Source organism: Ochrobactrum sp. BTU2, assembly GCF_024539785.1.
GTDB classification, from domain to species: domain Bacteria; phylum Pseudomonadota; class Alphaproteobacteria; order Rhizobiales; family Rhizobiaceae; genus Brucella; species Brucella anthropi.
This window is the reverse complement of the sequence record NZ_JAHWRG010000001.1, coordinates 287319-312900: the sequence shown is the minus strand read 5'-3', so window position 1 is coordinate 312900 and position 25582 is coordinate 287319. Positions and strand designations below refer to the sequence as shown.

Genomic DNA, 25582 nt, shown 5'->3' with positions numbered 1-25582 from the left:
AACGCACGGTTTTCAAGCGATTCGAAAGCCCGTTATTTAAATTGCGGCCAAACTATCGTCGCATGCGCTGGCCTATTGAATTTGTTTTCGCTAATCTCCATGTAGTTTTCTCCCGCTAGAGGAGCGGGACTTTGGGGAGGTCCGCCGGGAGGCGGCATACATTCTATTTGGGAGGACATATGCGTAGATTTATTCTGGCCCTGACGTCGGTAGCGGCGTTGGCTATGGCAGGCTCTGCTTCCGCAGAAGACTACAAGGTGCTGGCGCCTGCGGCTCCGGGCGGCGGCTGGGACCAGACGGCGCGCACGATGCAGAGCGCGCTTCAGGACGAAAAGATTTCCGGCAGCGTGCAGGTCATCAACGTTCCGGGCGCTGGTGGCACTATCGGCCTTGCCCAGTTCGTGAACCAGAACAAGGGCGACCCGAGCCAACTCATCGTCGGTGGCTATGTCATGGTCGGCGCTATCCTGACCAACAAATCGCCGGTTACGCTCGACGCCATCACGCCGATTGCACGCCTCACCGGTGAATATGAAGCCATCGTCGTGCCTGCTTCTTCCGACATCCAGAACCTTGGCGACCTTGCGGCAAAGCTGAAGGCTGATCCAGGCTCCGTTTCGTGGGGCGGCGGTTCTGCGGGCGGCACCGATCACATCACCGCTGGCCTCTTTGCCAAGGCAGCAGGCGTCGACCCGACCAAGGTCAATTACATCGCCTTCTCGGGCGGCGGCGAAGCACTGGCAGCCATTCTCGGCAATCAGGTAACCGTCGGCATTTCCGGCTATGGCGAATTCGACGCCCAGATCAAAGCCGGTACGCTGCGCATCATTGGCATTTCGAGCGACGAGCGCGTGGAAGGCATCGACGCACCGACCTTCAAGGAAGGTGGCGTGGACGTTTCTATCCAGAACTGGCGCATGGTGGCCGCTGCTCCCGGCATCACTGCCGAACAGGAAGCTGCCATCAATGCCGATATCGAGAAAATGGTGAAGTCGGAATCCTGGCAGAAGGCTCTGAAAGACAAGGGCTGGGCGGATACTTATCTCGCCGGCCCGGCGTTTAAGGAGCAGCTTGCCAAGGACGTCGCTGCGACTGAAACCATCCTCAAGGAAATCGGCCTCGTCAAATGACAGGAACAGAACCGCAGGAAAAGCGCCGCCCGGAAGGGGCGGCGCCAGATTTCGCCGCTCTTGTCATCGCCCTTGTTCTTGCCGCTGTCGCCATCGCCATTGCCTGGTCGACAACCTATGGAAACGACGTGACGAGCTACTCGCCGGTCGGCCCGAAAACCGTTCCCTATGTCGTCGCAGCCGGATTGTTCGGCCTTGCCATCTGGACCGTATTCGAGGCGCTTCGCGGTGATTTTCCAGAGCGAGAGCATCAGGAGATCGCCCCGATGGCATGGATCATCGGCGGTCTGGCCATCCAGATGCTGACGATGAAGACTGTCGGCTTTTCCTTGTCCACCGGCCTGCTTTTCGCAGCAACCGCACGTGGCTTCGGCTATCGCAAATTCTGGATCAGCGTTCCCGTCGGCATCGTCTTCGCCTTCGTGATCTGGTTCATCTTTGCACGCGGCCTGCAGCTATCGCTGCCGTCCGGCTGGCTCGAACAATTCGTTTAGAGCATTCCCAGTTTTGACTGAAACATTGGAAATGCTCTAAGTCCTTGTTTTGTCGCATTATCCTACGCAAAACCGCTTCGCATTTTTGCTGGAAATGCTTTAAAGGCTCAGTGCCATCATGGATACTGTCGCACTTCTCGCCAACGGACTTCTGGTGGCGCTTGAACCATCGAACCTTCTTTACGCGCTGATCGGTGTCACGCTCGGCACCGCCGTCGGTGTTTTGCCCGGCATTGGCCCGGCGCTGACCGTCGCGCTCCTCCTGCCCGTTACCTACAAGCTGGATCCATCCGGCTCACTCATCATGTTCGCGGGCATTTATTATGGCGGCATGTATGGCGGGTCGACCACGTCGATCCTGCTCAATACGCCGGGAGAAAGCGCCTCCATCGTCACCGCGTTGGAGGGCAACAAGATGGCCCGGGCCGGGCGTGGCGGACCAGCGCTTGCAACGGCGGCCATCGGCTCGTTCATCGCAGGCCTGCTCGCCACTCTGGCGCTTGCCTTCGTCGCACCATGGGTCGTGAAATTCGCCCTGTCCTTCGGACCGTCCGAATATTTCGCGCTCATGCTTCTGGCCTTCATGACGGTCTCGGCAGCATTCGGCGATTCCACGCTTCGCGGATTGACGTCCCTGTTCATCGGACTGGCGCTCGGCCTGATCGGCATCGATCAGCTGACGGGTCAGGCACGTCTCGTCATCGGAACGCCGAACCTGCTCGACGGGATCAATGTCACGACATTGGCGGTGGCGCTGTTCGCCATCGGTGAAACCCTTGCGGTCGTGTCGAAGAAGCTTCGACCGGAAGATGAAGTCATCGCCGTCAAGGGTTCCGTCTGGATGACCAAGAATGACTGGAAACGCTCATGGATGCCGTGGTTGCGCGGCACCGCCATCGGCTTTCCAATCGGAGCCATGCCTGCAGGCGGCGCCGACGTGTCGAGCTTCCTTTCCTATTCGGCGGAACGGCAGTTCTCGAAACATCCGGAAGAATTCGGCAAAGGCGCCATCGAAGGCGTTGCGGGACCGGAGGCGGCCAATAACGCTTCGGCTGCGGGCACCCTCGTGCCGCTTCTGACGCTCGGCCTGCCAACCACGGCAACGGCAGCAATCATGCTTGCCGGTTTCCAGCAGTTCGGCCTGCAGCCCGGCCCTCTCCTGTTCGTGACCAATGCCACGCTGGTATGGGGTCTGGTGGCGAGCCTTCTCGTGGCCAATCTGATGCTGCTGGTTCTCAACCTGCCGCTGATCGGCCTGTGGGTGAAGATGCTCACCATCCCGCGCCACTGGCTCTATGCAGGTATTCTGGTTTTCGCAACGCTTGGCACAATCGGTGCGAATGCCTCCACCTCGATGCTGTTCGGCCTGCCGGTCTCATTCGAGCTCGGCCTGCTACTGGCATTCGGTGTGCTGGGCTATGTGCTGCGACGCTTCTCATATCCCATCGCGCCGGTTGTTGTTGGCCTGATCCTCGGGCCAATGGCAGAAAAGAGCCTGCGTCAGGCATTGCAGATCAGTCAGGGCAACCCGATGGCTCTGGTGCATTCCTGGGTATCGATCGTGCTGATCGCACTGGCGATTGCAGCAGTCGTTGTGCCGATGATCATGCGCCAGCGCGGCAAGGGTGCCCTGCTGAGCCAGATGGCAACGGACGAAGACTAAAAACAAAAGCCCCGGAAATCCGGGGCTTTTTTACTCAGATACGCATACGCTTACTTGATTGCTCAACCCTGAATACGACGGAACTGGTCAACGTCGATGCCAAGCGTCTCAAGGTCCTGGGCAGTAGGCTTCTGACCAGCGCGCACAGCAGCAGAGGCACGAACGGCGCTGCCGAATTGCGCGAATGCACGACCGAAACGATTATTGAAGCGGGTAAACATTTTTCTCTCCATCACGGACACTTCATTGGTCCGTGCCCATGAGATGGGGATCGCACTGACAACTTAGAAGATCGGCATTTGCATGCCAGCCATGCAGTTTCCGCATATTCCTTTCCGCTCAACTTGATCGCGATCAATGCCTTTGGCTCGCTGGCTTGCGAAGCTCTTTTCAACAAAGGAAGGAGCTAAAGAATGTCGAACACCCCCCATACACTTGGAGAAGAGTTTCCCGGCCAGCTCGACGCCATTCACGCATTGAAGGCAAAGGATGCGCATTTTGCCCGCATTCTGGAAGAATACGATTCCGTCAATGACCGCATCCACCGCGCTGAAACGAAGATTGCGCCAGTAAGCCAGGAAGAAGAAACAAACCTGCGCAAACAGCGCCTTGCCCTGAAGGACAGCATCGCCGAAGCGCTCGCCGACGTTTGATCCGTCACTCCGGCAAACTGTTGGCTCGGTAACAGCTCAGGAGCTTTTGTCCTCGACTTTGCTGTTGTCCGGGCCAACCGAGTTTTCCATCCTGCCCACTACGACCAGAACCGTGACGGCAATCAATGTCGCCATGATTGCGATATGCCAGAGGCCCAGACCACTGGCGAGCCCCACTGAGGCTGCAAGCCACATGCCGGCGCCGGTCGTGATGCCGGTTATTTTTCCGCGTGCGAAGATGATGAACCCCGCCGCCAGAAAGGCGACCCCGCTGGTGATTGCTTCAACGAGCCGCGAAGGGTCCATCCGGATATTCTGATCGTTGAATACCGGCACATTGACCAGTTCCAGCGAAACAATCGTGAAGGTAGCGGAGGCGAGACAGACGAGCATATGGGTTTTCAACCCGGCCGGTCGCCGACGCCATTCCCGCTCCAGACCGATAATGGAACCGAGCAGTGTTGCCAGCAGCATCCGCGCCAGAACCACCGGCAAACTGATTACATTCTCATGCGTAAATTCAGCCCAGAATTGTTCCATGCTTCACAACGGGCACCATTGGGTTTGGTTCCGCTATAGACGAATGTACCAACGACGCGCACTCGCAAGCAAACGATCATTTCGCCGACGCCGGTGGGACCGATTCCGTCGTGGCGGGTGGCAGGGAGTTCTCGCCATTAGGCGTATTCTCATCGGGAGAAATAACGGTGCCGTAGATTTCGACCAGCACCCACACGACCAGTGCCGCCGCGATACTGACCAGCAGCACGATGAGAACGGGCTTGCCTTCGCGCCCCTGCCTTGCCTCAGTCGGGTTGACCTGTTTCATGGATCAAATCCTCCTGTTGGTTTCAGCGGCATAAGATTTGCCGCTACAGACCTAATGGCAGGGTAGGCTATTGGTTCCAATTAAAGCATCAAGCGCGCTATCGCATTCCTGCAATTCGCATTAAACTGTTGTTTTTATGAATTTTTCGCAGCTCGACGAACCAGCGTTTTATCGCTGATTTAAACTCGCAACGAATATATGAGAGACAATGGTACGGTCGGTTGGAACCATTCACCATATCACACCCTCTCTGACCCCTTATTTATCGGCTTTTTCATATTTTTGTGCGCCGTTATGTGCACCTATTTGTGCGCTATTTTGTGTACCCGATATACCTTTAAATCACACCTGCACATAATGTGAACATATCGCCATTCATGTGGCCGAATCCTCTATCGCAAATAGCTTGTGCATTGCAGGTAGTACGAGGCCACATCTCCGTCACACGGGCGATTATATCGGCGGAGGGGCGGAATAGGACAGGACCTTTTCTAACTTCTTCTCTTGCGGTAACGAATAGGCCCTATCGCAAATCTTTTCTATCAGCGGGGGCCAATGATACGCGACTACGAAAAGCTTATTCCGCGCCACGAGCGCAGCTGCTTTGAAGAAGCGCTAATGATGGAAAGCGGATACGTTTTGGATTTCTCAGACAGAACGTTTGACGATTTCTTTTACGAGACGGTCAAAATAGACCCGCAGAGCTCACCACAGCTTTTCAATGGCAGAGGAACATCAAAGGCGAAAAGACTTCGATCATTCATTGAGAGAGCACAGCCGGGCATGGTGGCGTTTCTACTGCGAGAGCTATGGAATTATCGCGCATCGATACCGCTCCATCGGAATCAAGTACGTGAGCAACAATTGCACGATAGTTACTTCCAAACTGTCGCTCGCTTCGAAGGCGAGGACAACACAATTGACGCGTCCGCATTTGAAGCCTTTGAAGCCAATGAGACCCTTGACGAGCTGGTGGCTGCGATCAAAAGAGATCTAGATGCAAAGCGGCCACAAGCCGGTTTAGATCGACTTCATACCTATTGCATGAAGCGCTACGCTGCACTGATTAGAAAACATGGCGGCGGAGACGTTGGCGAGAACGATCCGCTTCATTCAAGAGTTGGACGATATGTTAAGCTTATGACCGGCCAGCGCAATCTCACTGAAATGTCGGAACGCATAATAAAAAGCTCCATCAGTGTTTTCGAAGCAATGAATACGATACGAAACGACAAGTCGCTAGCTCACGATAACCCTGACTTGATTGAGCAGAATGAAGCGCGGTTCATTTTTGACAGCGTGACAGCGTTTTTGCGCTTCACAAAATCCATCGACACACGTCTGTTTGAAGACTGAAAGTTGGAGTCCCGGAGGTTCTACGGATTTCCGGCCTTTTCAATGGCTTGCAGAAAAGTGGGACAGGAATGCATGCGTTAAAAACATTATGTTTTTTCATGTGTCTGCCCCACTTTCCAACCTCTATTCAGGCATATTAGGCACTGTCGGCAGCTTCCGATCCATGATGATAACCTCGCCTACCGGCTTCGCCTGCCCGCTGCCGATCGTGTAGGTCAGCGCAACGTCGCAGATCTTGAACGCAGAGAAGATCGATCGGACTTCCGGCGTGTCGTTCAGAGAAATCATGAAGCGCCCTTTGATATCTGCCATGCGCGCCGCTATCCGTTCGAAATCGGACCGGCTGAATACATTCTTTCCGTAGTCAGTCTCGCAGCCGAAATACGGCGGATCCATATAGAACAGGGTTCCGGGCGCATCATAGCGATCAATGAAATCCGACCATGACAGGTTCTCGATCTGGACGCCGGCAAGCCGCTCGTGGATCTCTTCCAGCAGCGGCCCCAGCCGCGTGACGTTGAACCGTGCAGATCCGCCAGTGTCGACGCCATAGTTGCGCCCGGTGACCTTTCCGCCGAATGCGAGGCGCTGGAGGTAGAGGAACCGGGCAGCACGCTCCAGATCTGTCAACGTCGACGGATCGCAAGCCCTCAATCGCTCGAACTCTCGCCGACTTGTGATCTGGAATTTCAGCGTCTCTATGAACTGAGGATAATGACGCTGCAGGATCCGAAAGAGTGTTATCACGTCACCGGAGATATCGTTGATGACTTCGCATTTCGGAACCAGTCGCCTGCGAAAGAACACGCCGCCCATTCCGACGAACGGCTCTGCATAGACCGAGTGCGGGATCTGCTCGATAACCGACGCCACGCGCTGCGCCAGCTGTTTCTTGCCGCCGATATAGCTTGCTGCCGGCGACACCGGATGAACGGATGTGAAAGAAAACCCTTCTTGCATTTTTTGTTAACCTGTAATGGCCAGTATGCCCCGCCCGCAAGGGTCGGGGTGTGGCATTTGACCTACCGTCATGCCGGGCGGATCTGACGTCCAATCGAAGCCGCCGCTTTTCGGTGTGTTTGCCTGCACCGAAAGCCACCCCGGTCGGGGCGGATTTTCACAATCGCAGAATCGCGATTGACTCTTTTTCAGAATGAGAACATTTTAAGAACATCAGCGAGCGGCGCTGATGTAATCCAGACACGTTAGGTGGCGTGTGTGTCTGCTTCGCTGGAGCAGAACAATGAATGCGGTTGCGCAGGGAAATGAGTACGACGACGAAATTGAATTGGTTCTCACCTACCACAAGGGCGACGTGCGGGCTGCGATCGAGGCGCTTCTGAAAGATCGGGATTTTCTCGTCAAAGAGATCGAGTATGCCAGTCTGGCTATGTCGATGGGCTTTGCACGTGGTTGGAAGCCGACAATCTTCGTGAAATGAAATGCAAACTGTACTGCGAGAACTGCGCCCGCGAAACGTTGTGCGCTTTAGCTGTGCGCGTTGTCGGCATCATCTGGAAAAGACAGCCCCGCTTATGGCCGCTCGCTTCGGAGAGTGGGTAACGCTGGAAGAGATCGAGCCACGGCTTGTTTGCAGCAAGTGCGGGAACAAAGCGGGCAACTTCATCAGTTACGGACTGCCTGAGAAATGATGCAACTTAAATGGTGTCGAACGATCATCGGTGGCCAGACCTGTTCCGGTGACTTCATAGCATATACTGAATGGGGCAACTTCTGCCGCATCCTGAGAAGCTACTTTGGTCCGAGCGCAGGGACATGGAAATGGTGCTTGATTGAATGCCAGAGCCCGTTTCAAGACCTTCCTTATGGAGTATGTGAGGACAAAGGAGAAGTCGTAAGCCTAGTGAGACGGATGTTTGAAGAATTGCGAGATAGAAAACGCCTGGAATTTCAGCGACCGTATATGTGGAATGACGGAAAGTACTGGTACAAATGAACGGATATAAGAACGACAACGCGCAAGCAGCCAAGTCTGGAAGTCTGTTCGTGCACCTCTGCGATTCCAAGGATTGCAGCGAATGGGGATCGTTCGGTTACAAAACGACGTACGGACAGCTGTGGTTTTGTCGCGCTCATAAACAGGAAGGCGAAGATTCATTGGCTGGACGCAGAAAATAAGCCGTGACTGATTTTCCACGAAAATGTAAGTTCCCTCCATAATGGGGAGGGCAATATGAGTGACGTCTGGAAAATTCGTTTGCTAGCGGCGGGGCTTATATCGGCTGGCATACTTGGACTTATCTTTGTCGATCCAACTCAAAGCAACTCGCCCTTGGGTATTTTTCACCTCAAGCTGTTTGGCCCGACCGGAGCAACCTGGATATTTCGTATAGCATGCGTGGGAATCGTTCTGTTGCCAATTGGAGTGATGTGGTCGCGTAGGAGCGAAGAACGCCGCTTCAACGCCTACTTCAAACGCCAATCGATGCTCGAGCCAGAAACCGACGACACAACTAGACGCCATCAATAACCGCGCTATTCTCTCCACAACGAGGAGGAGCGCATGTGCAATCTGTACAATATCACCACGACACATGAGGCCATGCGCCGTCTGTTCAAGAAATTCTCGGACCTGACGAACCGCGTCGATCCGCAGATGGATATCTTTCCTGACTATCCAGCCCCGGTTTTGCGAAACATCAAAGGTGATGAGCCAGAGCTTGCGATGCTCCGCTGGGGTATGCCGACGCCGCCGATGTACTTGAAAGGCGAAGCGGACAGCGGAGTAACGAACATCCGCAACCTTACCTCGCCTCACTGGCGGCGGTGGCAAGGCGTCGAAAGCCGATGCGTTGTTCCGGCCACCTCATTCTCCGAATATGGACAAGAACCGGACCCAAAGACCAAGCGCAAGCCGCTTCACTGGTTCGCTCTCAATGAGGAAAAGCCGTTGTTCGCATTCGCGGGCATATGGACAAGCTGGAAGGGTGTGCGGAAGAAGAAGGAAGGGCCCGTCGAGGTCGATATCTTCGGCTTTCTCACGACCGAACCGAATGCCGTGGTGAAGCCGATCCACCCAAAGGCAATGCCGGTCATACTCCGAACAACAGAAGAAATTGACACATGGTTGCGCGCTCCATGGGATGAAGCCAAGGAAATGCAAAAGCCCCTGCCCGACGCCGATCTGATCGACCTCACACCAAGCAATGATAATAAGGAAGCGCAGGCAAGTTTGTTCTAGGGAGGATGGAATGAAAGGGCCGAAGAAAGACGGAAACTACGCCGACAGATTTATGGATTGTCAGGAAGCCTTGGCCGATGGGCTGTTCGGCCTGATAGACAATGCGCAAGAGGCCGGATGGGATCGCATCGAAGTTGCGCGAGCCATCGCTAGCATGGCAAAGGGCGTTCAAATGGGTGAGATGGGAACGGATCCGGAGGAATAGCGACTGGCCCTCACCTAGAAATTTCTTGGTGAGATTGGAGGCCAGGCCCTACGCAATAAGAAAGCCTGCCACGGCGAAATGCTTCTCGCTATTGTCAGGCTTCAGGAAACAAGTAGATTCGTGGAGGGTCTGGCCCAAATTATTGAATAATTTTGGGCCATCCCATTATGCTAGCTATTTCGAGCCATTCTTCTGCGTTCTTCATCGAACACGGCAGCAATTTTCACGGCAAGTTCGGTCGCTATCGCCTCGGCTTCCACAATTGTACGAAAAGGCCCCAAATCTCCCGATGCTGACGGTGATACTTGGACCCAAAACTGGCCATTTCTATCCGGCCCCACGGCTTCAACTTTATAGATCAACATAAGCCCCCAATGATTAGAGATACACCATCCTTAAGCTCATTCTCGTTAAAATTGCAATACAACAGATATGGTTTGCCGACAGCCAACAGCTACTTGTGAAACCAGCTCCACATTTTCATGACATTCTCGTAAAGCGAAACGACCCCGATCAACGTTGCCAGGACGCCCAGAACCACCCACCTCATGAACCGGCCGATCGTGCGAATCGAACGTACTAAATCCAAACCGTCCTTCATCAAGGCTATGTCTTCCTCCCGCAACTGAGACAAAAACTCCCGTGTCTCTTCCGGGAGTTCTGCCATTCTGACAGCTGTTTCGGCTGAATTGTCCATCGGCGTCATTCTAGCCCCCTCTTCACATCATCGTAGAAGTCGGCGCACCGGTCAGTCCGTGCGTTCTGCCGATCGAGCGCCTCGCGCTCACGTTTCAGGATTGATAGCTTTTCCTGCCCCTCGACAAGCGGCGCATGCGCTTCCTTGCGCCGGCAGTCTTCAGGATAATCAGGCAGGTTCGTTCCTGCTGCGGCCCGGCCCTGAGTTTCACTTGCTACAATCAGCTTTCTGTCAGCGGCGCAGGAACTCAATATCGTCGTTATCAAGCAGGCAAGCGCGGCCCGCTTCAGCAAGCTTGCGTTCATAGTCGGCGATCTCCTGTTCGGTTTTCTCAGTCCGGGCGGCTTCACTGGCCCAGACATTGCGGATCTGCTCCTGATAGGCGGCGGTCACGAACTCGCTGGCTTTGAGCTGACGCTGTAGCTCATCCCGCTCGGCGCGGGCTGCGGCAAGCTCGAACTGATGAACAAGACCTCTCTTCGCTTGCCCTTCGAACAGGAACCCGACTGCCGGCAGATCCTTGAGAACCGGAACGCCGTTGAAGTAGATCGAGCCGAGCACGATGCCGGCGACAACGCCCAGCCCGATCTTGATATAGTCCAGAAGCCCGAACATCAGCCCAGCCCCGCAAGGCAAAGCTCCAGTTCACCGACGCGTTGCGCGTCACCGTATTCCCGGCGCTTTTTCAGGCCGTCGACAACCTTGCCGCCGGCGCGGTTATAGAGCGTCATCGCATTGCAGGCATCACGCCACTTACGTTCGGCCATGCGCCGCGCTGCAGTTGACTTGCAGGCAGCACCGACGCCAACGTTGTAAGAAAGATCGAGCATGGACGCCTGCACGCTAATCGGAGCGAGATCGAAGGTGACGATGCATTTTTGCAAGGGCTTGCGGAAATCGTTTTCCAGACGCGTTTCCAGCATCTTGAGGCATTGTGCATCGCTGTATCGGTCGCCGGGTTTCACTCCCTTGGTTTCGCCAGCACAGACCGTCCAGACACGACCCAGCTTGTCGTAGTATGCCTTGTTCTCGACACCCTCCCACGGAACGGTGAGATAAGCTGCAGTTATTGCAACAAGGCCAAGTCCGGACGCCAACACGCCCTTTGCACGTTTACTCATTTGAGGAATCCTTTTGGGAAATGATGCGCGCCATGAACGCCGCGATCGTCACGACGAACATCAAAAGGCGAAACCACCGGTCGGGGATGAGGGATGTGTCAGCCAGGTAGGGCAACACGGCTTCGACGCCGGTCAGGATGCCGGCTGCGATTAAGAGGCGGATGCTCCACGCATAGCGAAGCACCCACCTCCAGTCGGAGACGAGTTTCATAAGAACCTCGATATTTTGAATTTTGAACTATTTTGTCCGTTCGCCGTTATCATCAGCGGGAGGGACGCCATGCATTGGTACTACTGGATCGAAGGCGCTCTGGTTGCAGCGCTTCTGGTCATCATCATATGGATGATCTGGCGGGAAAAACGCAGGTGACGCAATCAGGCAGCCAGCAGTTCAACTGCCCTCGCCTTGCCAAACAGATCGGTTGCCATGCTTTCTAACAACGGCCACAGCTCATGATCGGAGCGGAAGGCGTTGGCCGTCAGGAAGATTTGACGGGTGCGGAAAGGCTGGGTTGACATGGCAGCGTTGACTTGTTCCGCTTCGTCATTGGTCAAGCGCTCCCAAAGAGAGACAGCCGGAATTATTGTCACGGGCTCGACAGATGGCGGCGAATACTCGGCAATCCCACCATCCTTCCATTGCCTCAAGCCCTGATTGTTCAAGAACTCATGCCAATCATCTTCCGTGATTTCGATAGCGTCGGTCGGGTAGCCCTCCGGCCAAGCGTCATCGGGATAAAAAGCGGTCGGGAAACCAGCCACGTCAAATACTGCTCGGACAATCATCAAGCATCTCCTATTGCGATATAATTTATTCGAGCTGCACCGGAAATTCTTGGGTTGCCACCCGTGTTGTAGACCTGAAAACTACAGGCTCCTGGAGCCCGATCCCAAAGCACATTATAGGTCGGGATTGTTATCTCGCCGCCGATAGCAACAATCTGATAGTTGGCGTCGGCGAACGCGACAGGAAACACCGCCGTCAAAGCTGCATTCGCATCCGTGGTTCCAGCCGTCGTTCCAGCAATTGTTAGCTGCCCTCCCGGCGTTTTCCAGTAGATGTTGTTCGAAGCCGTGCCTCTCAACCCACCCATAGTCGCCCACATCGCAGCGCCGGTTGTGTCATCAAGGATAGTGCGAGCAAATGACGATAGAACTGTAAGGTTGGCTGAACTATCCCCTGTAAGGTAAGGTAACCTGTCTGCCTCCGCTGTTCCGCTCAGATTGAGCAAAGCTATTGCAGCAGCGCCAAGATCACTTAAAGTGAGTTCGCCATTGGCATCAGTTCGCAAGAACTTGTTCGCCGCAAGAGCAATTGCTTTAAGAGCGCCATTGGCGTCTGTCTGAAGTATCTGGCGAGCAGCAAGTGTCAAAGCAGTAAGCGCTCCGGCATCATCAGTCTGCAATATCTGACGATTACCCAATGTGAGCGCTGCAAGTTTACCAAGGCTGCCGTTTGGGTCTTGGATGCCAAGCTCTGATTTATCGATGAGATCATAAAGGCCCGCAACGTTACCGATCAGAAGCTTGCCATCTTCAACACCGATGTCCGCAATCCCGCGCAGAATGCCGTTGGCGAGAAGATTGATCAGAGCCGTGCTTTTCGCCGAAAAACGGGCATTGTCTGGCTGATAGCGCATCCGATAGGAGAATGTACCGCTTGCGCCCGGCCACGCCTCAGTGAACTGCCCTGTCGTGTTGGACAAGATCAGCGGATCATCGTCCGATGTGCCGGCAATCACTCCGGTGAAACCCTGTAGAAGGACAGTATCACCCTCGCGAAATGCAGCACTTCGCCAGAGCGTGTCCGTGCCCGTGAAATCAACCGATCCATTGGTTACGGTGATCGTGCCATCGGTATAGTCAGATAGAACAGCCATGAAATACCTCCCCGCGCTGTCGACGCGGTTCTTTCCGTTTAGATTTTGATGAAGGTCAGCGCTTCCAGAAGAGCGCTTGTACGGTTCCAACAGTATTATTGACTGTTGTGGTTCCGCTGCTGGCCAGAACGGTTACCTGAAGCCCGTAGACGTTGTTTCCGGGAACCGAACTGAAATCGACATTGCTGCCGCCAAGGGTCAGTGTGTTGCTACCGCCCGAAGCCGTGCCGGTGTTCGAGATAATCTCCGCCCCGGTTGTTATGTTCAGGAGTGCCAGTTTTAAAGTCATTGAACCCGTAGACGAATAGGTCAGGGAGACATTACAGCCGGGAATAGTCTTGTTGCCGACCGGGTTATTGATGGTCAAGGCAGCAACGGCACCGGTTGATCCATTCAGAAGCTGGTTGAATGGAGCGCGTGAACCGCCTGTAACCGCCCCGAAGTCCAGATTGCTGGTACCGACAATCAGATTGTTGATCACGGCATTCTCTATCTGCGCCCACTGGATCGAAACATTCACGATCTTCGCCCAGTCCATGACGAAGCCTTCGCCGTACATCACATTATTCTGGATGACGAAAGGCTTGAAAAACTCGGTACCGTTCGAAAACACGATCTGCTCTGCGATGAAGGCGATGCGCGCCTGAGTGCTGGTCACGTCAAGGAACATGCCCGCGCTCTTGAAGCTGTCGGCAGTCCCGCCACGCACTTCCATGCCGATACGCGCATTCCAGCCCGATGGAGCATTGTAAGTGCCCATCCGGAAAGTGGCGTTTGCTGACACTTCACCGATATTGGAGGAAAGCTGCGTGATGAGATTAGCTTGCGCCGCCACATCATCCTCGACACCATCAACCCGCACTTGCAGCAACTGAATGATGCTCGCACCGTTCACGTCGAACAGCTGGGCATTGATAGTAGTAAGCTGTTGCGCGATGGCACTGTTTGGCCCGGTGGCTACGAAGATTGCTTCCTCCCACTGCGCCTGAGCGCTGCCGAATGTGCTTTCCAGCCGACGAACCAGCATCTGCCGGTCCTCATAACTGTTGGCGTGGTTGTCAGCGATCTGTGTTACCAGTTCCTGACTGAGACGGATCAATTCACGCACCTGCGGACCGATCCAGCCGAGATAGCCCTTTAGATCATCTGCCAGACCTTCGTAATCAATCGGCTTCTGATCGCCTCTGGCGTCGAGAGTGCGGAAAGGAACAGGAGCAGCCCATGCAACCGGGCGCGTACCAGATGCCACGCGAAGACGTGTGCGCACCCACCAATCGGTCAGGCTTGTAAGGCCATTCACGATCTGAAAAACGGTCACATCTTTCGTCACATAGTCATTGAAAACCTGTGTCGGGTCATTGTCGGGCCAATACTGGATTTCAACACCCGCCACGGTCACGTCATCGATCGCATCCCACAACAAACGAGCGCCGGGATGCTCGTCGCCACCATCGCCCTGCACGATATTTGGAAACACGTCGAAGCCCTGAACCTCCCCAAGATAGTCAGGAGGCCCGACCGGGATTGGAACAGGCGGGTTGGTTTCATAGGCCGTCGGATCGAAGATACCATTGCCGACTTCCTGCAAGGTCACAGCGACATCACGGGTTCCATCCTCTCCCATCGCGCCAAGGCTCTTGGAAAGTATTTGGAATGTCTTGGTGAATTTGTACCGTTCAGACTGATAATTGACCCACGAACCAACCTTCAATTCCAGAAACTTCGGATGAATGGTGAACTGCCCATTTGCCTGATAGCGGGATGCACGGATCGCGATATCGCCCAGACGGTCGCCCACGCGATGATCGGTGACAGCCGTGAAGTCCACCTTGGCGGCAAGCCGTTCCCTATCCAGAGCAAGCGCCGTCTCATCGATACGTGTTGCCAGCGGGACGGTTTCATAGAAAGCATCCGGGCTGATATAGCTACCGGCGACCGTATTCACGAGTTCAGCACGTGGCCGTGTCAGCGACAGCGTGAACGGTTTCTCCCAGTTGATATCGACATCGGTGATCGTTGCGATAACAGCTTGGTTTGCACCAACAATCGGATATTCACCAGAAACGCTCTCCACCCACGAACCGGCGCATGCTTCGCGCAGCGGGGTCATATTGCTGTCGTGAGTGACGCCATCACCGGAAGAAGCGATCAGTGCCGCTGCATAACGCTTGCTACCGTCGGGCATGACTTCATCGCAGATGTTCATTGCGGTGAACCATTCAGACAAAGGCAACCGGCTCATAGCCGTGCCGCGTCCGACAATCCGTTCCGTACCGTTATAGATACCCCGCTCAAGGTTGAACATCATGACAGCCGGATTGTCAGAATAGGCCCAGGTATTCTGGTCATTCTGGCGCTGCGGCCCGGAACCGCCGACCGTCGTATCAAAGCGAGGATCGTAAAGCCGCGCGCCTCGAACCTCGAACAACAGGCTTGCCGGTGACGTGAGATTGTCGGTTTCCATGCGGGACGTGACGACGACATAGCAACAGCCAGCGCCGCGATGGGCAGGCGTCCAGCGGCCAGCAGGATTAGCGTGGGCGATCAGCTGCGGGTCTGCCGCCTGATCCATGGTTCCAGCATAGAAACGCACCCAGACCTCACCGCCCTCGTGCACGTCAAGAATCTTGCGGCCCCATGTATCGCCGTACTTGGTTTCCTCGTTCGGAGCGAGGCCCTTCCACTCACCATCCATCGACACGCGGAGCAGTTCAAGGCAACGGAAATCCGACAGCTTGTAAACGTCCTGAACCATCCGGTTGCCCTTGCCGAATGCATTTCTATAGACGTGATGCCCCATGGTGCCGAAAATGCCCATGCCGACTTCGCGGACAAGGTTTTCGCCATACTGGGTTTCTGTCTTGGACGCCTCTGACTTCGGCTTGGGGCGCATTGAACCCAATGCGTACTTGGCGGCAGCAGCAAGCCCACCCAGAACCAGATTGGCAAGCAACGAACCACCGAACAGCCACGAGCCAGCAGAGCCGATAGCGCCGACAATCAGCGTAACCGGGTCTGCGGCCGCAGGCGATGCCAGCAGCGCGAAAAGGATAACCAGCAGATATTTCATCAGGAAACCTTGAAAGCCTTCTCGGCCATGGTTCTTGGCAGGAAGCGCAAGCCGTCCTCGCCCTTCACAGCGAAACCGTATTCACAGAAGTAACCGGCTGTATTCTCGTAGACGCCGAGATCGCCACGTTGGGCCAATGCGACGGGGATTTCCTCGAACAGGCTGGAGAGCGCTTCAGCCACCGATTTGAAACCGCGCTGTTTGATCAGCCGGTAAGCGGCAGTCTTGCTCTTGTACTTGCCCCGGATATCCTTCGCCGGATCATCCCCCAGAACCGCCTCAACAGCGTCAGCAGCGGTCAGAATGCAGTCGGACTGCCCCCAGACCATAGGCGAGTTCAGATGCGCCTCGGTGATAGCCACGAGGCGTTTTTCCCAGTCGTGATGTCGCATGGTTTACGGTGCCGTTATGAAGAAGTTTTCGCGTCGGACGGTCGAGGCGTACTCGAAGAACCTATCGCCGGGAGAAACCAACTGCTGATCCTCATGCGAGGCCGTGCGATAACCATCCCGGTGATTTTCGAGCGCGGTAGTCTCTATATTGGCCTTCAGCATGAACTCGCCATTGTCGAAGGCGTGGTCAATCGTATCGATATAGCCCCGGTACATCGGTTCAACGTGCAAGAGTTCCCGCGTGTCCGGGTCGAAATAGGCATCGTACAGGATGACAGTTCTACCCTTGTAATCGACGCTTTCAATCTGGGCGAGCTTGTCAGGCGTGATCCCGAAATCGGTAGCCACCGGCATTGTGATGGTGATCGGCAACGCCTCGGAACCCATCTGATAAGGCGGCTCCTCGATGGCTATCAGCTGGTTTGGGATATAGGTGTTTCCGTTCCAGACCAGTTCCGACATGCCGTTCCACATATACCAAGCGCCCGTTCCGAACATGAAATCGCCCATCGATCGAACAACGATGCGGCCTTCCGTCAGAAGCTGCTGAAGTCGCGTGGGGAAAGCCATCAGCGAGGAACCTCCATCAACTGGAAAGAGGCCGTAGGACGCGGCCCACGGCTCATCTGGAACGATCCCGGCACAAGGCGGGTATTCAGTTCAGGCTTTTTGAACCTGACTACAGCCGCCGCCGCGATATAGGATGCAATCGGCTGATCGACCGTTACCGTCATCTGGGTGCTTGCCGCTGTTGCCCCGACCGTGATTTGCGCCATCTGGCGATAGGTGCCACTCGTGAAGGAAATCAGATCGCCGGGCATCAGGATCAGACCGGGAACGACGTTTGTAAACTGCACCTGCCTGCCATTTGTCACCGTGCCACGTGAGGCGGTTCCGGTGATATGCGGATCGTCTGAATTGCCCCAGTAGGCTTGTGGAGTACAGATATGCGTCGGGCGATAAACAATCGTTTCCATCCCACCGCGAGCCGATGCAATGAAAGCCTGAAGTGCAACAGCCTCGCGAGCCTTCATTGGAGCCGTTTCCATGTCGATTGTCCGATAAGGGTCAGCATATTCGACAAAGGAAATTGCCCGGTTGCCATACTTTGACATGCTGACCGGGCTGTGAAGCTGCGGATATGACGGCAGGAAACGAACCGTCGAAACAAGATCGATCATACCATACCCCGCATATTGGCTTGCCTGCTGTCACGTTTCAGTCGCGCAGGGCCGCTCTTGTCGTACCCCTTGATTGCGCTCTGGCTGGTTTGCTTCGCGACGTTCTTGACGTAGGCCTGAAGGTTCCCGTCATTGTCGACGCTCACACCGACATCAACGCGCATTCCGCCGGACGCTGCCGATTGCCTTGCCCCTTGGATGCTTGGAAGCGTGGGAGCCGTAAGCTTGTGGTTTGGGATCACCTGCGCGCCGCGAGGCAGATTGACCAATTCCGGACCACGCTCACCGACCAGAGAAAGGCCGCCGCGAGCGCTGTTCGTGCCGTCGGCATACTTGCCTGTGATGAGGCTACCAATTGCGCCCCAGATGCTCCCGCCGCCTTTTCCAAGGCTGTCGAATATGCCGTCGAAGGCGAAATCGAGTAGCTTGGAGAGTATTTTGTCGAGAGCATCCGCGAACGCATCTGCTGCCGATTTCCCGGCAATCAGGTCATCGACCACGCCGCGAACAGCATCCTTTTCAGTATCGCGCCATTCTTCGGCCCGCTGACGGATTTTGTCGTGAGCTTCGGCAAGCTTGTTTGCTTCCGCACTCGCGAGCGCCCATTGGTTGGCCGTCTCTGCGATCTGGGCGCGCAGTTCCGGCGTGATGGCAACACCAGCCTTTTGCGCCGCATTGAGCAGTTCCTGTTCAGTGCGCGCCTTCTCAATGGCATAGCCATAATCATCAATCAGCGGGTTAAGCTGACGCATCGCCTCAGTCTCGGCCACAAGTGCCGTGGTGCGATCCGTGATGTTCTGTAGATCCCGGTCGAACTTCTCCGCTGGCGTCCGCTTTTTCCGGCCCTTCTTATCCTTATCCGGCGTTGCGGCAATACCGCCACCGTAGCCGGAAGGCGTGGAGGCAAGGATTTTCTCGGCGCGCTTCTTCTGAACTTCCAAGTCACCGACAGCGCGAGATAGTATGCCAGCCTGCGCTTGCGCTTGGTTCGTAGCGTATTCGAATGGAGCGAACTCCAAACCTGTCATCTTTTTGAAGGCATTTGCGCGCTGAAGAGCCGTGTTGAAATCGGCGTTCGCTTGGGCCTCGGCTGTTTTTGCCGCCTCCAACTGCAAGCTTATCTGTTTAACGAGTTCGGCCTGGTACGCTCTTGAGGCCGAAGCAGCATTGTTAAGGGCTGTTTCGTTACCCTTTACTGCGCTCGTGAAGGACTGGGCGGCTGTATCGCCGCTCGCCATGTTGTTGTAGAGCAAGAGGACTGCAGCGGCAGCGGCGCCAGCCAATAGCCCGATTGGACCAAGAGCAGCGGCAAAGCTTGTCGCAATAGGTACGCCCGTGCGCAGTGCAGTGAGGAACTTTCCGAGAGAGCCAAGTGCCGTCACAAGGCTTGCTGCCAACCCGCCCAGTGCGCGGCCAGTCAGTGCGGTGATAATAACTGTCGCAAAGGTTGCGGCAACATCGGCCACTTCCTTGAAGTTATCGGCAACATACTGGAGCGCAGCAACGAGCTTCGCGCTTGCGCCTGCCGATGCATCTGCATTGCCGATATAGGCCAGAAACTCATTGTTCACCTGGGTGAAGGCGTCGGCTATCGTGGCATTGGTGGCCTTAAACTGGGCTTCAATCGGCTTCTGCGCGTTCAGGATTGCCCGGAAAACACGATCCGATGTCAACTTGCCTTCAGCGCCCAACTGCTTCAGCCCAGCAATCGACACCTTGAACTCATCCGCGATGGCTTTTGCCAGAATGGGTGCGTTCTCGCGCAGTGAGCGCAGTTCGTCACCCTGAAGCACACCAGAGCCGAGAGCCTGACCAAGCTGTAGGATGCCCGCTGCCTGTTCCTGAGCAGCCGCCCCACCGGCCTTGAATGACTTTGATACAAGATCGGTTGCCAGCGCAATTTCGCCTTCCGATTTGGCGACAGCAGACGCCGACCGGATCAAACGTGCATATAGGTCTGTATAATCAGAAAGGCCCGTGCGGGCATCATTTGCGCTATCCTTCAGTTCATCGAGAGAACGAACCTCGACACCTGCCGACGTAGCAGCAGAACGAATGAGGTTTCCCGCCCGCGTCCATTCATCGGCATAAGCTGCAATTTCTCGTGCCCCGAACGCGGTACCTACTGTCCCAAGCGCCGCGTTAAGCGAACGAAACGAGATACCGTTAAGCGCCTTCTCGATGTTTTTGCTCATCTGTCCGGCGCGGCGTTCAATCTGGGCCATCTTCTGGTTTGAGACGCCGACAGCGCGATTGAATGTCCGCTCGAACTGCTTGACGTCTGCCGCAAGCTGAACGACAAGCTTTTCAAGATCAGTTGCCATGGAGGGGCCTTATGAAAAAGATTGTTGCGACCGCCGCCGTGATGGCCACGCTCGTTTCACCGGCCTTTGCCGTTGATGATGCGGCGTTTCAGAGCGCCGTAATGAAATGCTGGAATACTCCCGTGTCATTTGAGGACGCCGGGAGGTTTGTTCTTGCTGTGGAGATCGATGGTGAAGGCACGCCAATCGACATAACGGCTACGGACTATGTGAAAGGCGGATCGTCACGTGCCTTGGGCGATACCCTCAAGCGCGCTGTTATGCGATGCGCGCCGTATAAGTTTCCAGCCGCAGTTTATTCGATCACCTTGAATGCAAAAAAAGGAGGGAAATCCCTGAAGCCATTCAAGAATTAATCCCGCCCTTGTAGCCAGTCCCAGAGTTCATCCTGCTCGCGCTTTGACAGCGACTTGCTGTCATCACTCGAATTGGCCTTGATGTAGCCGTCCAGTGCGGCAAGGTATTGCCAGACTGACATTGCATCGACCTGTTGCGGGGTGAAGCCTATGGCTGCGCCGTTACCGTAGATGGCGGCAAATCGGATTTTCCCGTTCGGGAGTTCATCGATTTTTTCTTTCGACCTGCCGCCTTTGGCTCCCCCACTTCTTCCTCCGGCGCGCCAATAAGGGCGACCGTCAAAACAGCTTGGGCAAGCTTGACGTTTTCGAGAAGTGGACGATCTTCGACATATCGCCTGACCAGTTTGAGCGCCGAAACCGGGTCCATTCCGCCGCCGATCAGACCAAGCCGAATGTTTTCGCGAATGTCATTCAGACGCCAAGAGCGGTTTTGCAGGCGTTCAAGGATGACATATGGACCGGCATCGCAGTTTTCCTGCAACTCTGCCAGTTGCCCCCATGCGAGACGGAACTTGTATGTTCCGTCCGCGAAATCGAGGGTGATGGAAGCATCACGGCTCATTATGGCGTTACCGGCGTAACTACGCGGACCATTTCGCCGTCTGACTGCAACGAGACATTGTTCGTTGCCCGCTGACCATTGTTCGCGCCAACTTCCATGCTTTCAACATGCATGCGGCCTGTCCACGTGATGGTTTTTGCCGGAAACTCCCATTCGACCTTTGCGGGAACACTGTCGATACTGTCAAAGGCATCCAGCCAGGTATCAACACTTTCCGAAGCAAGAACGCCTTCGCCATTGACTGCCATGGAAAGACTGGTCGCATCACGGCCAACCCAGTCCACCTTATCCGGATCCAAACAATCCGGGATATTCAGTTCTTCGAGGTTCTTCGTCAGCGTGATCGAGCGCTGAGTGAAGCCGCAAGGATTTTCATAAACGATAGGATCAGCATCGTTTCCGAGGAGAACTCGGATTTTGCCGCCCTTGATGGTTGTGGCTTGTGCCATGGGGTTTCTCCATTTAACAAAGAAAAGCCGCCACAAAGGGCGGGCGCTAAAAGACCGGGATCCGATCTTATTCTGTGATGTTGTTAGCGGCTGGCTGCGACTTTCTTCCCAGCCTTATTAATGCCTCGACTTATGCGGGCACGAGCACGTTTGCGGTTCGCTCTATACGCTGGAAGAAAGAATGGCTGCGCCTTCATCTTCGAGGTTCCGAACTCCACCCAACGCGCCCAGTAGGCTTCACTTCCACCGGCATAGATCGTGATAACGAGATCATTCTTGTCTCCGACGACACGGCCAAGGATCATCGTACCTTCAGGTGCATCGCCCCAAGTCCACGAAATGCTCATCTGAAGGTCGCCGGTATCGACAGGAGCGAGGCTTTTCGCGAACCTAACTATTTCCTCCGCTGACGTTTCCATCGCCTTGCGAATTTCGGCCTTTGCTTGTTCGGGAATGGCGAGAAGCTTGCGCTTCAGGCTTTCAAGTCCGAGAACTTTTGATTTTGGTGCCATTGTCTTTTCCCGGTGTTTTCATTTTCTCTGCAACGCCCTTGGCAACGGCTGCATTGGCGCAAGGCGTTGTAACGAGACGGCATTGGCCTTTGCGATAGGCGACAGTCACCTGTGGCATGGGCTTCCAGTCGAAGTCCGCCGTAAAACGAACCCATGGCATCGGGTTACCCCTCTATAATCGCGGTGAACTGAACGATCCCATGGGCCATAATCCCGTCAGGATCATCTATGACCCGCGCAAGATTGATCCGGGTTTCGACCAAAGCACCATTCGACAAATCACCATCAGCATGGCGAAGCGCGTTCACCACTGCATCGACTATCTGACGGCAGGGCCACTTGCGACCCTGCTCACGAGACCAACAATCAATCTGGATGGTTTCCTCGCGCATATCGATGCAGTCAGCGTCATCGGGGGTGAATTCGGAAGCTCCAATACTAATGTAAGGAAATTCCGGATTAGGCTGAGGCCCATCCCAGATTCGATTAGCCACAAGTGACGCCACAGTCGAATCCGCTAACAGTTTGGCGAGAATGAAATCCTGAAGAGCCACCGAAACACTCATATCGCCACTCCGCTCTCAACCGTAAATTCAAGATACAAACGGTCATCAGTTTCGACGGGACCAGACCTAATATTATAATGAGTGCCATCTCGCGAGGCGCGCATTCGCCAGCTCGTGTCAATCTGCCGAGCTTGCGTGCAGTTTCTAACGGTAACGACGACAGGTTGCTTGCCTTCCAGTCGCGCCGCTTGCACGGTCTCACCGCCTCGCAGAAAGCGGAAATTTGCCCATAACATCACAGCGTCACCGGGAACCGTCCAACCGGTTTCACCCCCGCCATGCCCGTCTGGAATAATAGTCGGCGCATCAAACTCGACGCGCCGGTTCAGTTTTCCGGGATTATCCATTATCGATAAATCCTGTAAGGCTGCACCAGAACACGAACAGCAAAAGGAAGTTCGCCAACTGTCTGACCAACTGTGAGGCCCTGCCGATTTTCGTACCACTGCGAAACCAGCATCATCACTGCAACGCGGATAGGATCGGGCACAGTGTTGATCCATTTCAATGGATCAACCGGATCCTGCTTTCCGTAACCAGCTCGATATCGAATCCTCACATCACCCGGATTGCCGCGAACATCCGGCAGATCGGAAACGTCATCTGGAAATGGCAATGGCAAAGACTGTTCATCACCGTTCGGATCAATATAACTGACACTCACAATCTCTATGACGGGTCCGAACGGCAGGCAGAGCACAGATTGCGGCCAGCCGCATCCAGCAAATTCAAGAACCTGCACACCTAATGAACGGCCCAGCCATCCGGTTGCACCGTCGAGCCATGTCGTCGCCGCAGAGATAAGAGTTTCGACATAGGTCTGGTCGCTCTCTTCCTCTATCTTGCCATGGGTCTGCATTTCTTCCCACGACACGAAGGGTGCAGGCGCTACGATGACGCTGACGCGGTGATCCATTGTCCCTACCCGTTACTTGTCGGATTTGCTTTTCTGAGGCTCGCCCGCCCCGTCCTGCGACTTCGGCGCCGTCAAGGCCTCCAGCGCTTCGCGATCCGCCTTGGCCGCAACTTCCATGTCAGCAATGCGCGCCTCGGCATCCTGCTTGTACTTTTCGTATTCCTTGGAAATCGTTGCCAAATCATCTTCCAAGGTTTTGATGCGACTATCGGATTCGAGCTTGGCCCTACCTTTTTCAGATGAGGCCTCAGAAACGGCCACCTTCAGATTGTTGATTTCCGTCTCGGCTTCCGTCCGGAACTGTGCGAGAGCGTCTTCCGCCGTTTTTGCCTTGGCATTCGCAGCCTCGATTTCAGTCTTGGCATTGGCAAGATCACGCTCCAGATCGCTTTCCGGCGCGGCGGCTGATTTCAACAACAGAGCCTTGGCATCCAGAATACCCAGTTCCGTGCGGCTGCCTGCGGCCCTGATATCGTTAGCTGTCGCCTCGACGTAAGCGCCGCTCTTGATGAGTTTCTCGGCAACAGTTTTTGCGACATTCTGGAGTATCTGGCCTTTCTGGACGCGACCAAAGTCGCCGAAACTGCCACGGATTGCTTTCAGGTGCATGGAACTTCTCCTTTGGTTCATAGAGCGGGCAGTTTTCACTGCCCGCCTTGATGAGCCAAAAGCTTGACGTTTTCCGGCTTACGGCGTGAGAGCGGTTGTGAAATCGCCCGTCACCAGAGCACCAGGGCGCTTGACTGCAAGAGCCAGACGCTTTTCGGCACGAACCGTGAGCATATTCTTGATGAAGTTGTCGCGATCCTCGGACGAGATCAGGACTTCGATATCCATCCGGTCCCAGATTTTCGCAGCTGTACGGAAAGCACCGACAAGGAACTCATCCAGATCCATGGCCTGTGTTCCGATAACAGGACGGCCCCAGAGCTGCGGACCAGCAAGCTGGATGACATTGGCGAAGATGTAACGATTTTCACCGTCCTTCGTCAGTTCGATGTCAGCCCAGTCCGTCGGGTGAAGGACGATGCCGTCAGCAGGATATTCTGCAAGCGATGCCTGAAGGATTGCGAGGCGCAGAATATCGATCTTGGTTGGATTGATGACGGTTACGCCGGGATTGGCATATGCAGTCGCCTGCGGAACGAGCCCATGCAGATGCTGACCAGTGCCGTCACCCTTGAGAATTTCCGCTTCTTCGACCAGATCCAGACCGTAGCGGAGCTCGCCATCAATCTCGCTTTCCAGCTGCGGAATATCGTCCATGGCCTGCCGGGAAACCGGAACCCAGTGAGCAATGGTGCGAACCGGCGCATCGTCCTGTTCCCAGACATAGTTCGATTCCGGTTTCTGTGCAGTTTCCGCGGTAGCAGCTGCATTGTTGGTGCGTGTGACCATCCGCGCATATTCGATCGAATTGCTGGTAGTTGGCCCAACAGAAAGCAACTGACGAATGGTCATCTGGCGCTTGGGCATGCCAACAATTTCAGTGTCCCGTTCAGGCACGATCAAAGCGCCCGCCGACCCGGTAGCCGAGGTGATAGCGTTTTTGACCACGACGCGAACGGAACCCTTGGCACCGCGCACAGCAACAAAGTTCTTCAGATCATCAGAGGCACCCACCATCTGACCGAGCGACTTGACGCCACTATCGCCACCGCCACCACGTCGGGAAGCCATTCGCTGCTCGATATCCGTGCTCTTGGTTTCGAGCGATTCCAGCCGTTCGGTAAGCTTGTCTTGAGCCGCAGAAAGCCTGCCCTGCGCCATCAGCAGCTCATCGGCTTTCTGTTTGGTCTCGGCGGTAAGAGTGCCGGACTCCTTCGCCTGCTTCAGTGCCTCTTCGGCAGTCTGCTTGACGTTACTTCCGACGCGCTCAAGCTCCTGCTTCACTTCGCCGAGCAGTTTTTCAATGTTCTGCGATTCATTGCGCACAGTACCGATAATACCGGCAGGACGTGCGGCCATGAGTGCCGCCAGTGCAACTGACGGCATGAAATGCTTGGACATGATAGCCTCCT

Annotated in this window: 34 protein-coding genes; 10 read left to right on the top strand and 24 right to left on the bottom strand. The window is 55.1% G+C overall.

Going from position 1 to position 25582, the window contains the following annotated elements:
* The first annotated feature begins 179 nt into the window (after positions 1-179).
* From KWJ32_RS01570 to KWJ32_RS01560, 3 genes are all read left to right on the top strand, one after another.
* On the top strand, positions 180-1130 hold the full coding sequence (locus KWJ32_RS01570) for a tripartite tricarboxylate transporter substrate binding protein (RefSeq protein WP_010659102.1): 951 nt from the start codon (positions 180-182) through the stop codon (positions 1128-1130).
* Positions 1127-1624: a tripartite tricarboxylate transporter TctB family protein gene (locus KWJ32_RS01565; protein ID WP_010659103.1), complete on the top strand. Its 498-nt coding sequence runs from the start codon at positions 1127-1129 to the stop codon at positions 1622-1624. Before KWJ32_RS01570 ends, KWJ32_RS01565 begins: the two co-directional genes overlap by 4 nt.
* A gap of 118 nt (positions 1625-1742) precedes the next feature.
* On the top strand, positions 1743-3287 hold the full coding sequence (locus KWJ32_RS01560; protein ID WP_012093270.1) for a tripartite tricarboxylate transporter permease: 1545 nt from the start codon (positions 1743-1745) through the stop codon (positions 3285-3287).
* Between the two features lie 62 nt (positions 3288-3349).
* Here KWJ32_RS01560 and KWJ32_RS01555 read toward each other — a convergent pair whose 3' ends face one another.
* A complete protein-coding gene (locus tag KWJ32_RS01555) occupies positions 3350-3508 on the bottom strand; it encodes a hypothetical protein (RefSeq protein ID WP_100229493.1) in 159 nt (52 codons plus the stop codon).
* 192 nt (positions 3509-3700) lie between these two features.
* Here KWJ32_RS01555 and KWJ32_RS01550 point away from each other — a divergent pair, with 192 nt between their 5' ends.
* Positions 3701-3940, top strand: coding sequence for a YdcH family protein (locus tag KWJ32_RS01550; RefSeq protein ID WP_012093271.1), 240 nt, complete (start codon positions 3701-3703; stop codon positions 3938-3940).
* Between the two features lie 36 nt (positions 3941-3976).
* Here KWJ32_RS01550 and KWJ32_RS01545 read toward each other — a convergent pair whose 3' ends face one another.
* Together KWJ32_RS01545 and KWJ32_RS01540 are read right to left on the bottom strand one after the other, a co-directional pair.
* The gene (locus tag KWJ32_RS01545; protein ID WP_012093272.1) at positions 3977-4480 is read right to left on the bottom strand and encodes an MgtC/SapB family protein; all 504 of its coding nucleotides are present in this window, start codon (positions 4478-4480) and stop codon (positions 3977-3979) included.
* A gap of 76 nt (positions 4481-4556) precedes the next feature.
* Positions 4557-4769, bottom strand: coding sequence for a hypothetical protein (locus KWJ32_RS01540; RefSeq protein ID WP_010659108.1), 213 nt, complete (start codon positions 4767-4769; stop codon positions 4557-4559).
* A 555-nt stretch (positions 4770-5324) separates the two neighbouring features.
* Here KWJ32_RS01540 and KWJ32_RS01535 point away from each other — a divergent pair.
* Positions 5325-6125, top strand: a complete 801-nt coding sequence (locus KWJ32_RS01535) for an abortive infection family protein (protein ID WP_210251056.1) — start codon at positions 5325-5327, stop codon at positions 6123-6125.
* 123 nt (positions 6126-6248) lie between these two features.
* Here the strand turns inward: KWJ32_RS01535 and KWJ32_RS01530 are convergent, their stop codons facing one another.
* A complete protein-coding gene (locus tag KWJ32_RS01530) occupies positions 6249-7085 on the bottom strand; it encodes a DNA adenine methylase (protein ID WP_151609484.1) in 837 nt (278 codons plus the stop codon).
* A 283-nt stretch (positions 7086-7368) separates the two neighbouring features.
* Here KWJ32_RS01530 and KWJ32_RS01525 point away from each other — a divergent pair, with 283 nt between their 5' ends.
* From KWJ32_RS01525 to KWJ32_RS01510, 4 genes are all read left to right on the top strand, one after another.
* The gene (locus tag KWJ32_RS01525) at positions 7369-7566 is read left to right on the top strand and encodes a hypothetical protein (protein ID WP_151609483.1); all 198 of its coding nucleotides are present in this window, start codon (positions 7369-7371) and stop codon (positions 7564-7566) included.
* Positions 7567-8319: 753 nt separating this feature from the next.
* A complete protein-coding gene (locus KWJ32_RS01520) occupies positions 8320-8616 on the top strand; it encodes a hypothetical protein (protein WP_151609479.1) in 297 nt (98 codons plus the stop codon).
* Positions 8617-8649: 33 nt separating this feature from the next.
* Positions 8650-9327 (top strand): SOS response-associated peptidase, encoded by a 678-nt coding sequence (locus KWJ32_RS01515; RefSeq protein ID WP_151609477.1) that lies wholly within the window; start codon positions 8650-8652, stop codon positions 9325-9327.
* Between the two features lie 10 nt (positions 9328-9337).
* On the top strand, positions 9338-9532 hold the full coding sequence (locus tag KWJ32_RS01510) for a hypothetical protein (protein WP_151609476.1): 195 nt from the start codon (positions 9338-9340) through the stop codon (positions 9530-9532).
* 454 nt (positions 9533-9986) lie between these two features.
* Here the strand turns inward: KWJ32_RS01510 and KWJ32_RS01505 are convergent, their stop codons facing one another.
* From KWJ32_RS01505 to KWJ32_RS01450, 12 genes are all read right to left on the bottom strand, one after another.
* Positions 9987-10229, bottom strand: coding sequence for a hypothetical protein (locus tag KWJ32_RS01505; protein WP_151609602.1), 243 nt, complete (start codon positions 10227-10229; stop codon positions 9987-9989).
* Between the two features lie 5 nt (positions 10230-10234).
* A complete protein-coding gene (locus KWJ32_RS01500; protein WP_235915099.1) occupies positions 10235-10480 on the bottom strand; it encodes a hypothetical protein in 246 nt (81 codons plus the stop codon).
* Positions 10461-10844, bottom strand: coding sequence for a hypothetical protein (locus tag KWJ32_RS01495; protein WP_151609474.1), 384 nt, complete (start codon positions 10842-10844; stop codon positions 10461-10463). The genes KWJ32_RS01500 and KWJ32_RS01495 overlap by 20 nt, the downstream gene beginning before the upstream one ends.
* Positions 10844-11350 carry a lysozyme gene (locus tag KWJ32_RS01490; protein WP_151609472.1) on the bottom strand — a complete coding sequence of 169 codons (507 nt, stop codon included), beginning with the start codon at positions 11348-11350 and terminating at the stop codon, positions 10844-10846. Before KWJ32_RS01490 ends, KWJ32_RS01495 begins: the two co-directional genes overlap by 1 nt.
* Complete coding sequence (locus tag KWJ32_RS01485) at positions 11343-11561, bottom strand: hypothetical protein (protein WP_151609470.1); 219 nt, start codon at positions 11559-11561, stop codon at positions 11343-11345. The genes KWJ32_RS01490 and KWJ32_RS01485 overlap by 8 nt, the downstream gene beginning before the upstream one ends.
* Before the next feature lie 164 nt (positions 11562-11725).
* The gene (locus KWJ32_RS01480; RefSeq protein WP_231771550.1) at positions 11726-12112 is read right to left on the bottom strand and encodes a hypothetical protein; all 387 of its coding nucleotides are present in this window, start codon (positions 12110-12112) and stop codon (positions 11726-11728) included.
* Positions 12113-12135: 23 nt separating this feature from the next.
* Positions 12136-13230, bottom strand: coding sequence for a hypothetical protein (locus KWJ32_RS01475; RefSeq protein WP_151609469.1), 1095 nt, complete (start codon positions 13228-13230; stop codon positions 12136-12138).
* Positions 13231-13285: 55 nt separating this feature from the next.
* Positions 13286-16300 (bottom strand): phage tail protein, encoded by a 3015-nt coding sequence (locus KWJ32_RS01470; protein WP_151609467.1) that lies wholly within the window; start codon positions 16298-16300, stop codon positions 13286-13288.
* Positions 16300-16662: a hypothetical protein gene (locus tag KWJ32_RS01465; protein ID WP_151609466.1), complete on the bottom strand. Its 363-nt coding sequence runs from the start codon at positions 16660-16662 to the stop codon at positions 16300-16302. Before KWJ32_RS01465 ends, KWJ32_RS01470 begins: the two co-directional genes overlap by 1 nt.
* 33 nt (positions 16663-16695) lie before the next feature.
* Positions 16696-17262: a hypothetical protein gene (locus tag KWJ32_RS01460; RefSeq protein WP_151609464.1), complete on the bottom strand. Its 567-nt coding sequence runs from the start codon at positions 17260-17262 to the stop codon at positions 16696-16698.
* Positions 17262-17873: a hypothetical protein gene (locus KWJ32_RS01455; protein WP_151609462.1), complete on the bottom strand. Its 612-nt coding sequence runs from the start codon at positions 17871-17873 to the stop codon at positions 17262-17264. Before KWJ32_RS01455 ends, KWJ32_RS01460 begins: the two co-directional genes overlap by 1 nt.
* The gene (locus tag KWJ32_RS01450; RefSeq protein ID WP_151609460.1) at positions 17870-20197 is read right to left on the bottom strand and encodes a tape measure protein; all 2328 of its coding nucleotides are present in this window, start codon (positions 20195-20197) and stop codon (positions 17870-17872) included. Before KWJ32_RS01450 ends, KWJ32_RS01455 begins: the two co-directional genes overlap by 4 nt.
* An 11-nt stretch (positions 20198-20208) precedes the next feature.
* Here KWJ32_RS01450 and KWJ32_RS01445 point away from each other — a divergent pair, with 11 nt between their 5' ends.
* Positions 20209-20553, top strand: a complete 345-nt coding sequence (locus KWJ32_RS01445; RefSeq protein ID WP_151609458.1) for a hypothetical protein — start codon at positions 20209-20211, stop codon at positions 20551-20553.
* On the opposite strand, the gene KWJ32_RS01440 is transcribed toward KWJ32_RS01445, so the two are convergent.
* The 8 genes from KWJ32_RS01440 to KWJ32_RS01405 all read right to left on the bottom strand — a co-directional run bounded on the left by KWJ32_RS01440 (position 20550) and on the right by KWJ32_RS01405 (position 25571).
* Positions 20550-20675 carry a hypothetical protein gene (locus KWJ32_RS01440; RefSeq protein ID WP_255446961.1) on the bottom strand — a complete coding sequence of 42 codons (126 nt, stop codon included), beginning with the start codon at positions 20673-20675 and terminating at the stop codon, positions 20550-20552. The genes KWJ32_RS01445 and KWJ32_RS01440 overlap by 4 nt on opposite strands.
* 26 nt (positions 20676-20701) lie before the next feature.
* Positions 20702-21118, bottom strand: coding sequence for a gene transfer agent family protein (locus KWJ32_RS01435; RefSeq protein ID WP_151609456.1), 417 nt, complete (start codon positions 21116-21118; stop codon positions 20702-20704).
* The gene (locus tag KWJ32_RS01430) at positions 21118-21567 is read right to left on the bottom strand and encodes a phage tail tube protein (protein ID WP_151609454.1); all 450 of its coding nucleotides are present in this window, start codon (positions 21565-21567) and stop codon (positions 21118-21120) included. Before KWJ32_RS01430 ends, KWJ32_RS01435 begins: the two co-directional genes overlap by 1 nt.
* Before the next feature lie 83 nt (positions 21568-21650).
* A complete protein-coding gene (locus tag KWJ32_RS01425) occupies positions 21651-22079 on the bottom strand; it encodes an HK97-gp10 family putative phage morphogenesis protein (RefSeq protein ID WP_151609452.1) in 429 nt (142 codons plus the stop codon).
* A 164-nt stretch (positions 22080-22243) separates the two neighbouring features.
* Entirely contained in the window at positions 22244-22645 is a 402-nt protein-coding gene (locus KWJ32_RS01420) for a DUF3168 domain-containing protein (protein ID WP_151609449.1), read from the bottom strand.
* A gap of 346 nt (positions 22646-22991) precedes the next feature.
* A complete protein-coding gene (locus tag KWJ32_RS01415; RefSeq protein ID WP_151609447.1) occupies positions 22992-23561 on the bottom strand; it encodes a head-tail connector protein in 570 nt (189 codons plus the stop codon).
* A 12-nt stretch (positions 23562-23573) separates the two neighbouring features.
* Positions 23574-24170 (bottom strand): hypothetical protein, encoded by a 597-nt coding sequence (locus KWJ32_RS01410; RefSeq protein WP_151609446.1) that lies wholly within the window; start codon positions 24168-24170, stop codon positions 23574-23576.
* 78 nt (positions 24171-24248) lie between these two features.
* The gene (locus tag KWJ32_RS01405; protein ID WP_151609445.1) at positions 24249-25571 is read right to left on the bottom strand and encodes a phage major capsid protein; all 1323 of its coding nucleotides are present in this window, start codon (positions 25569-25571) and stop codon (positions 24249-24251) included.
* Positions 25572-25582: the final 11 nt, after the last annotated feature.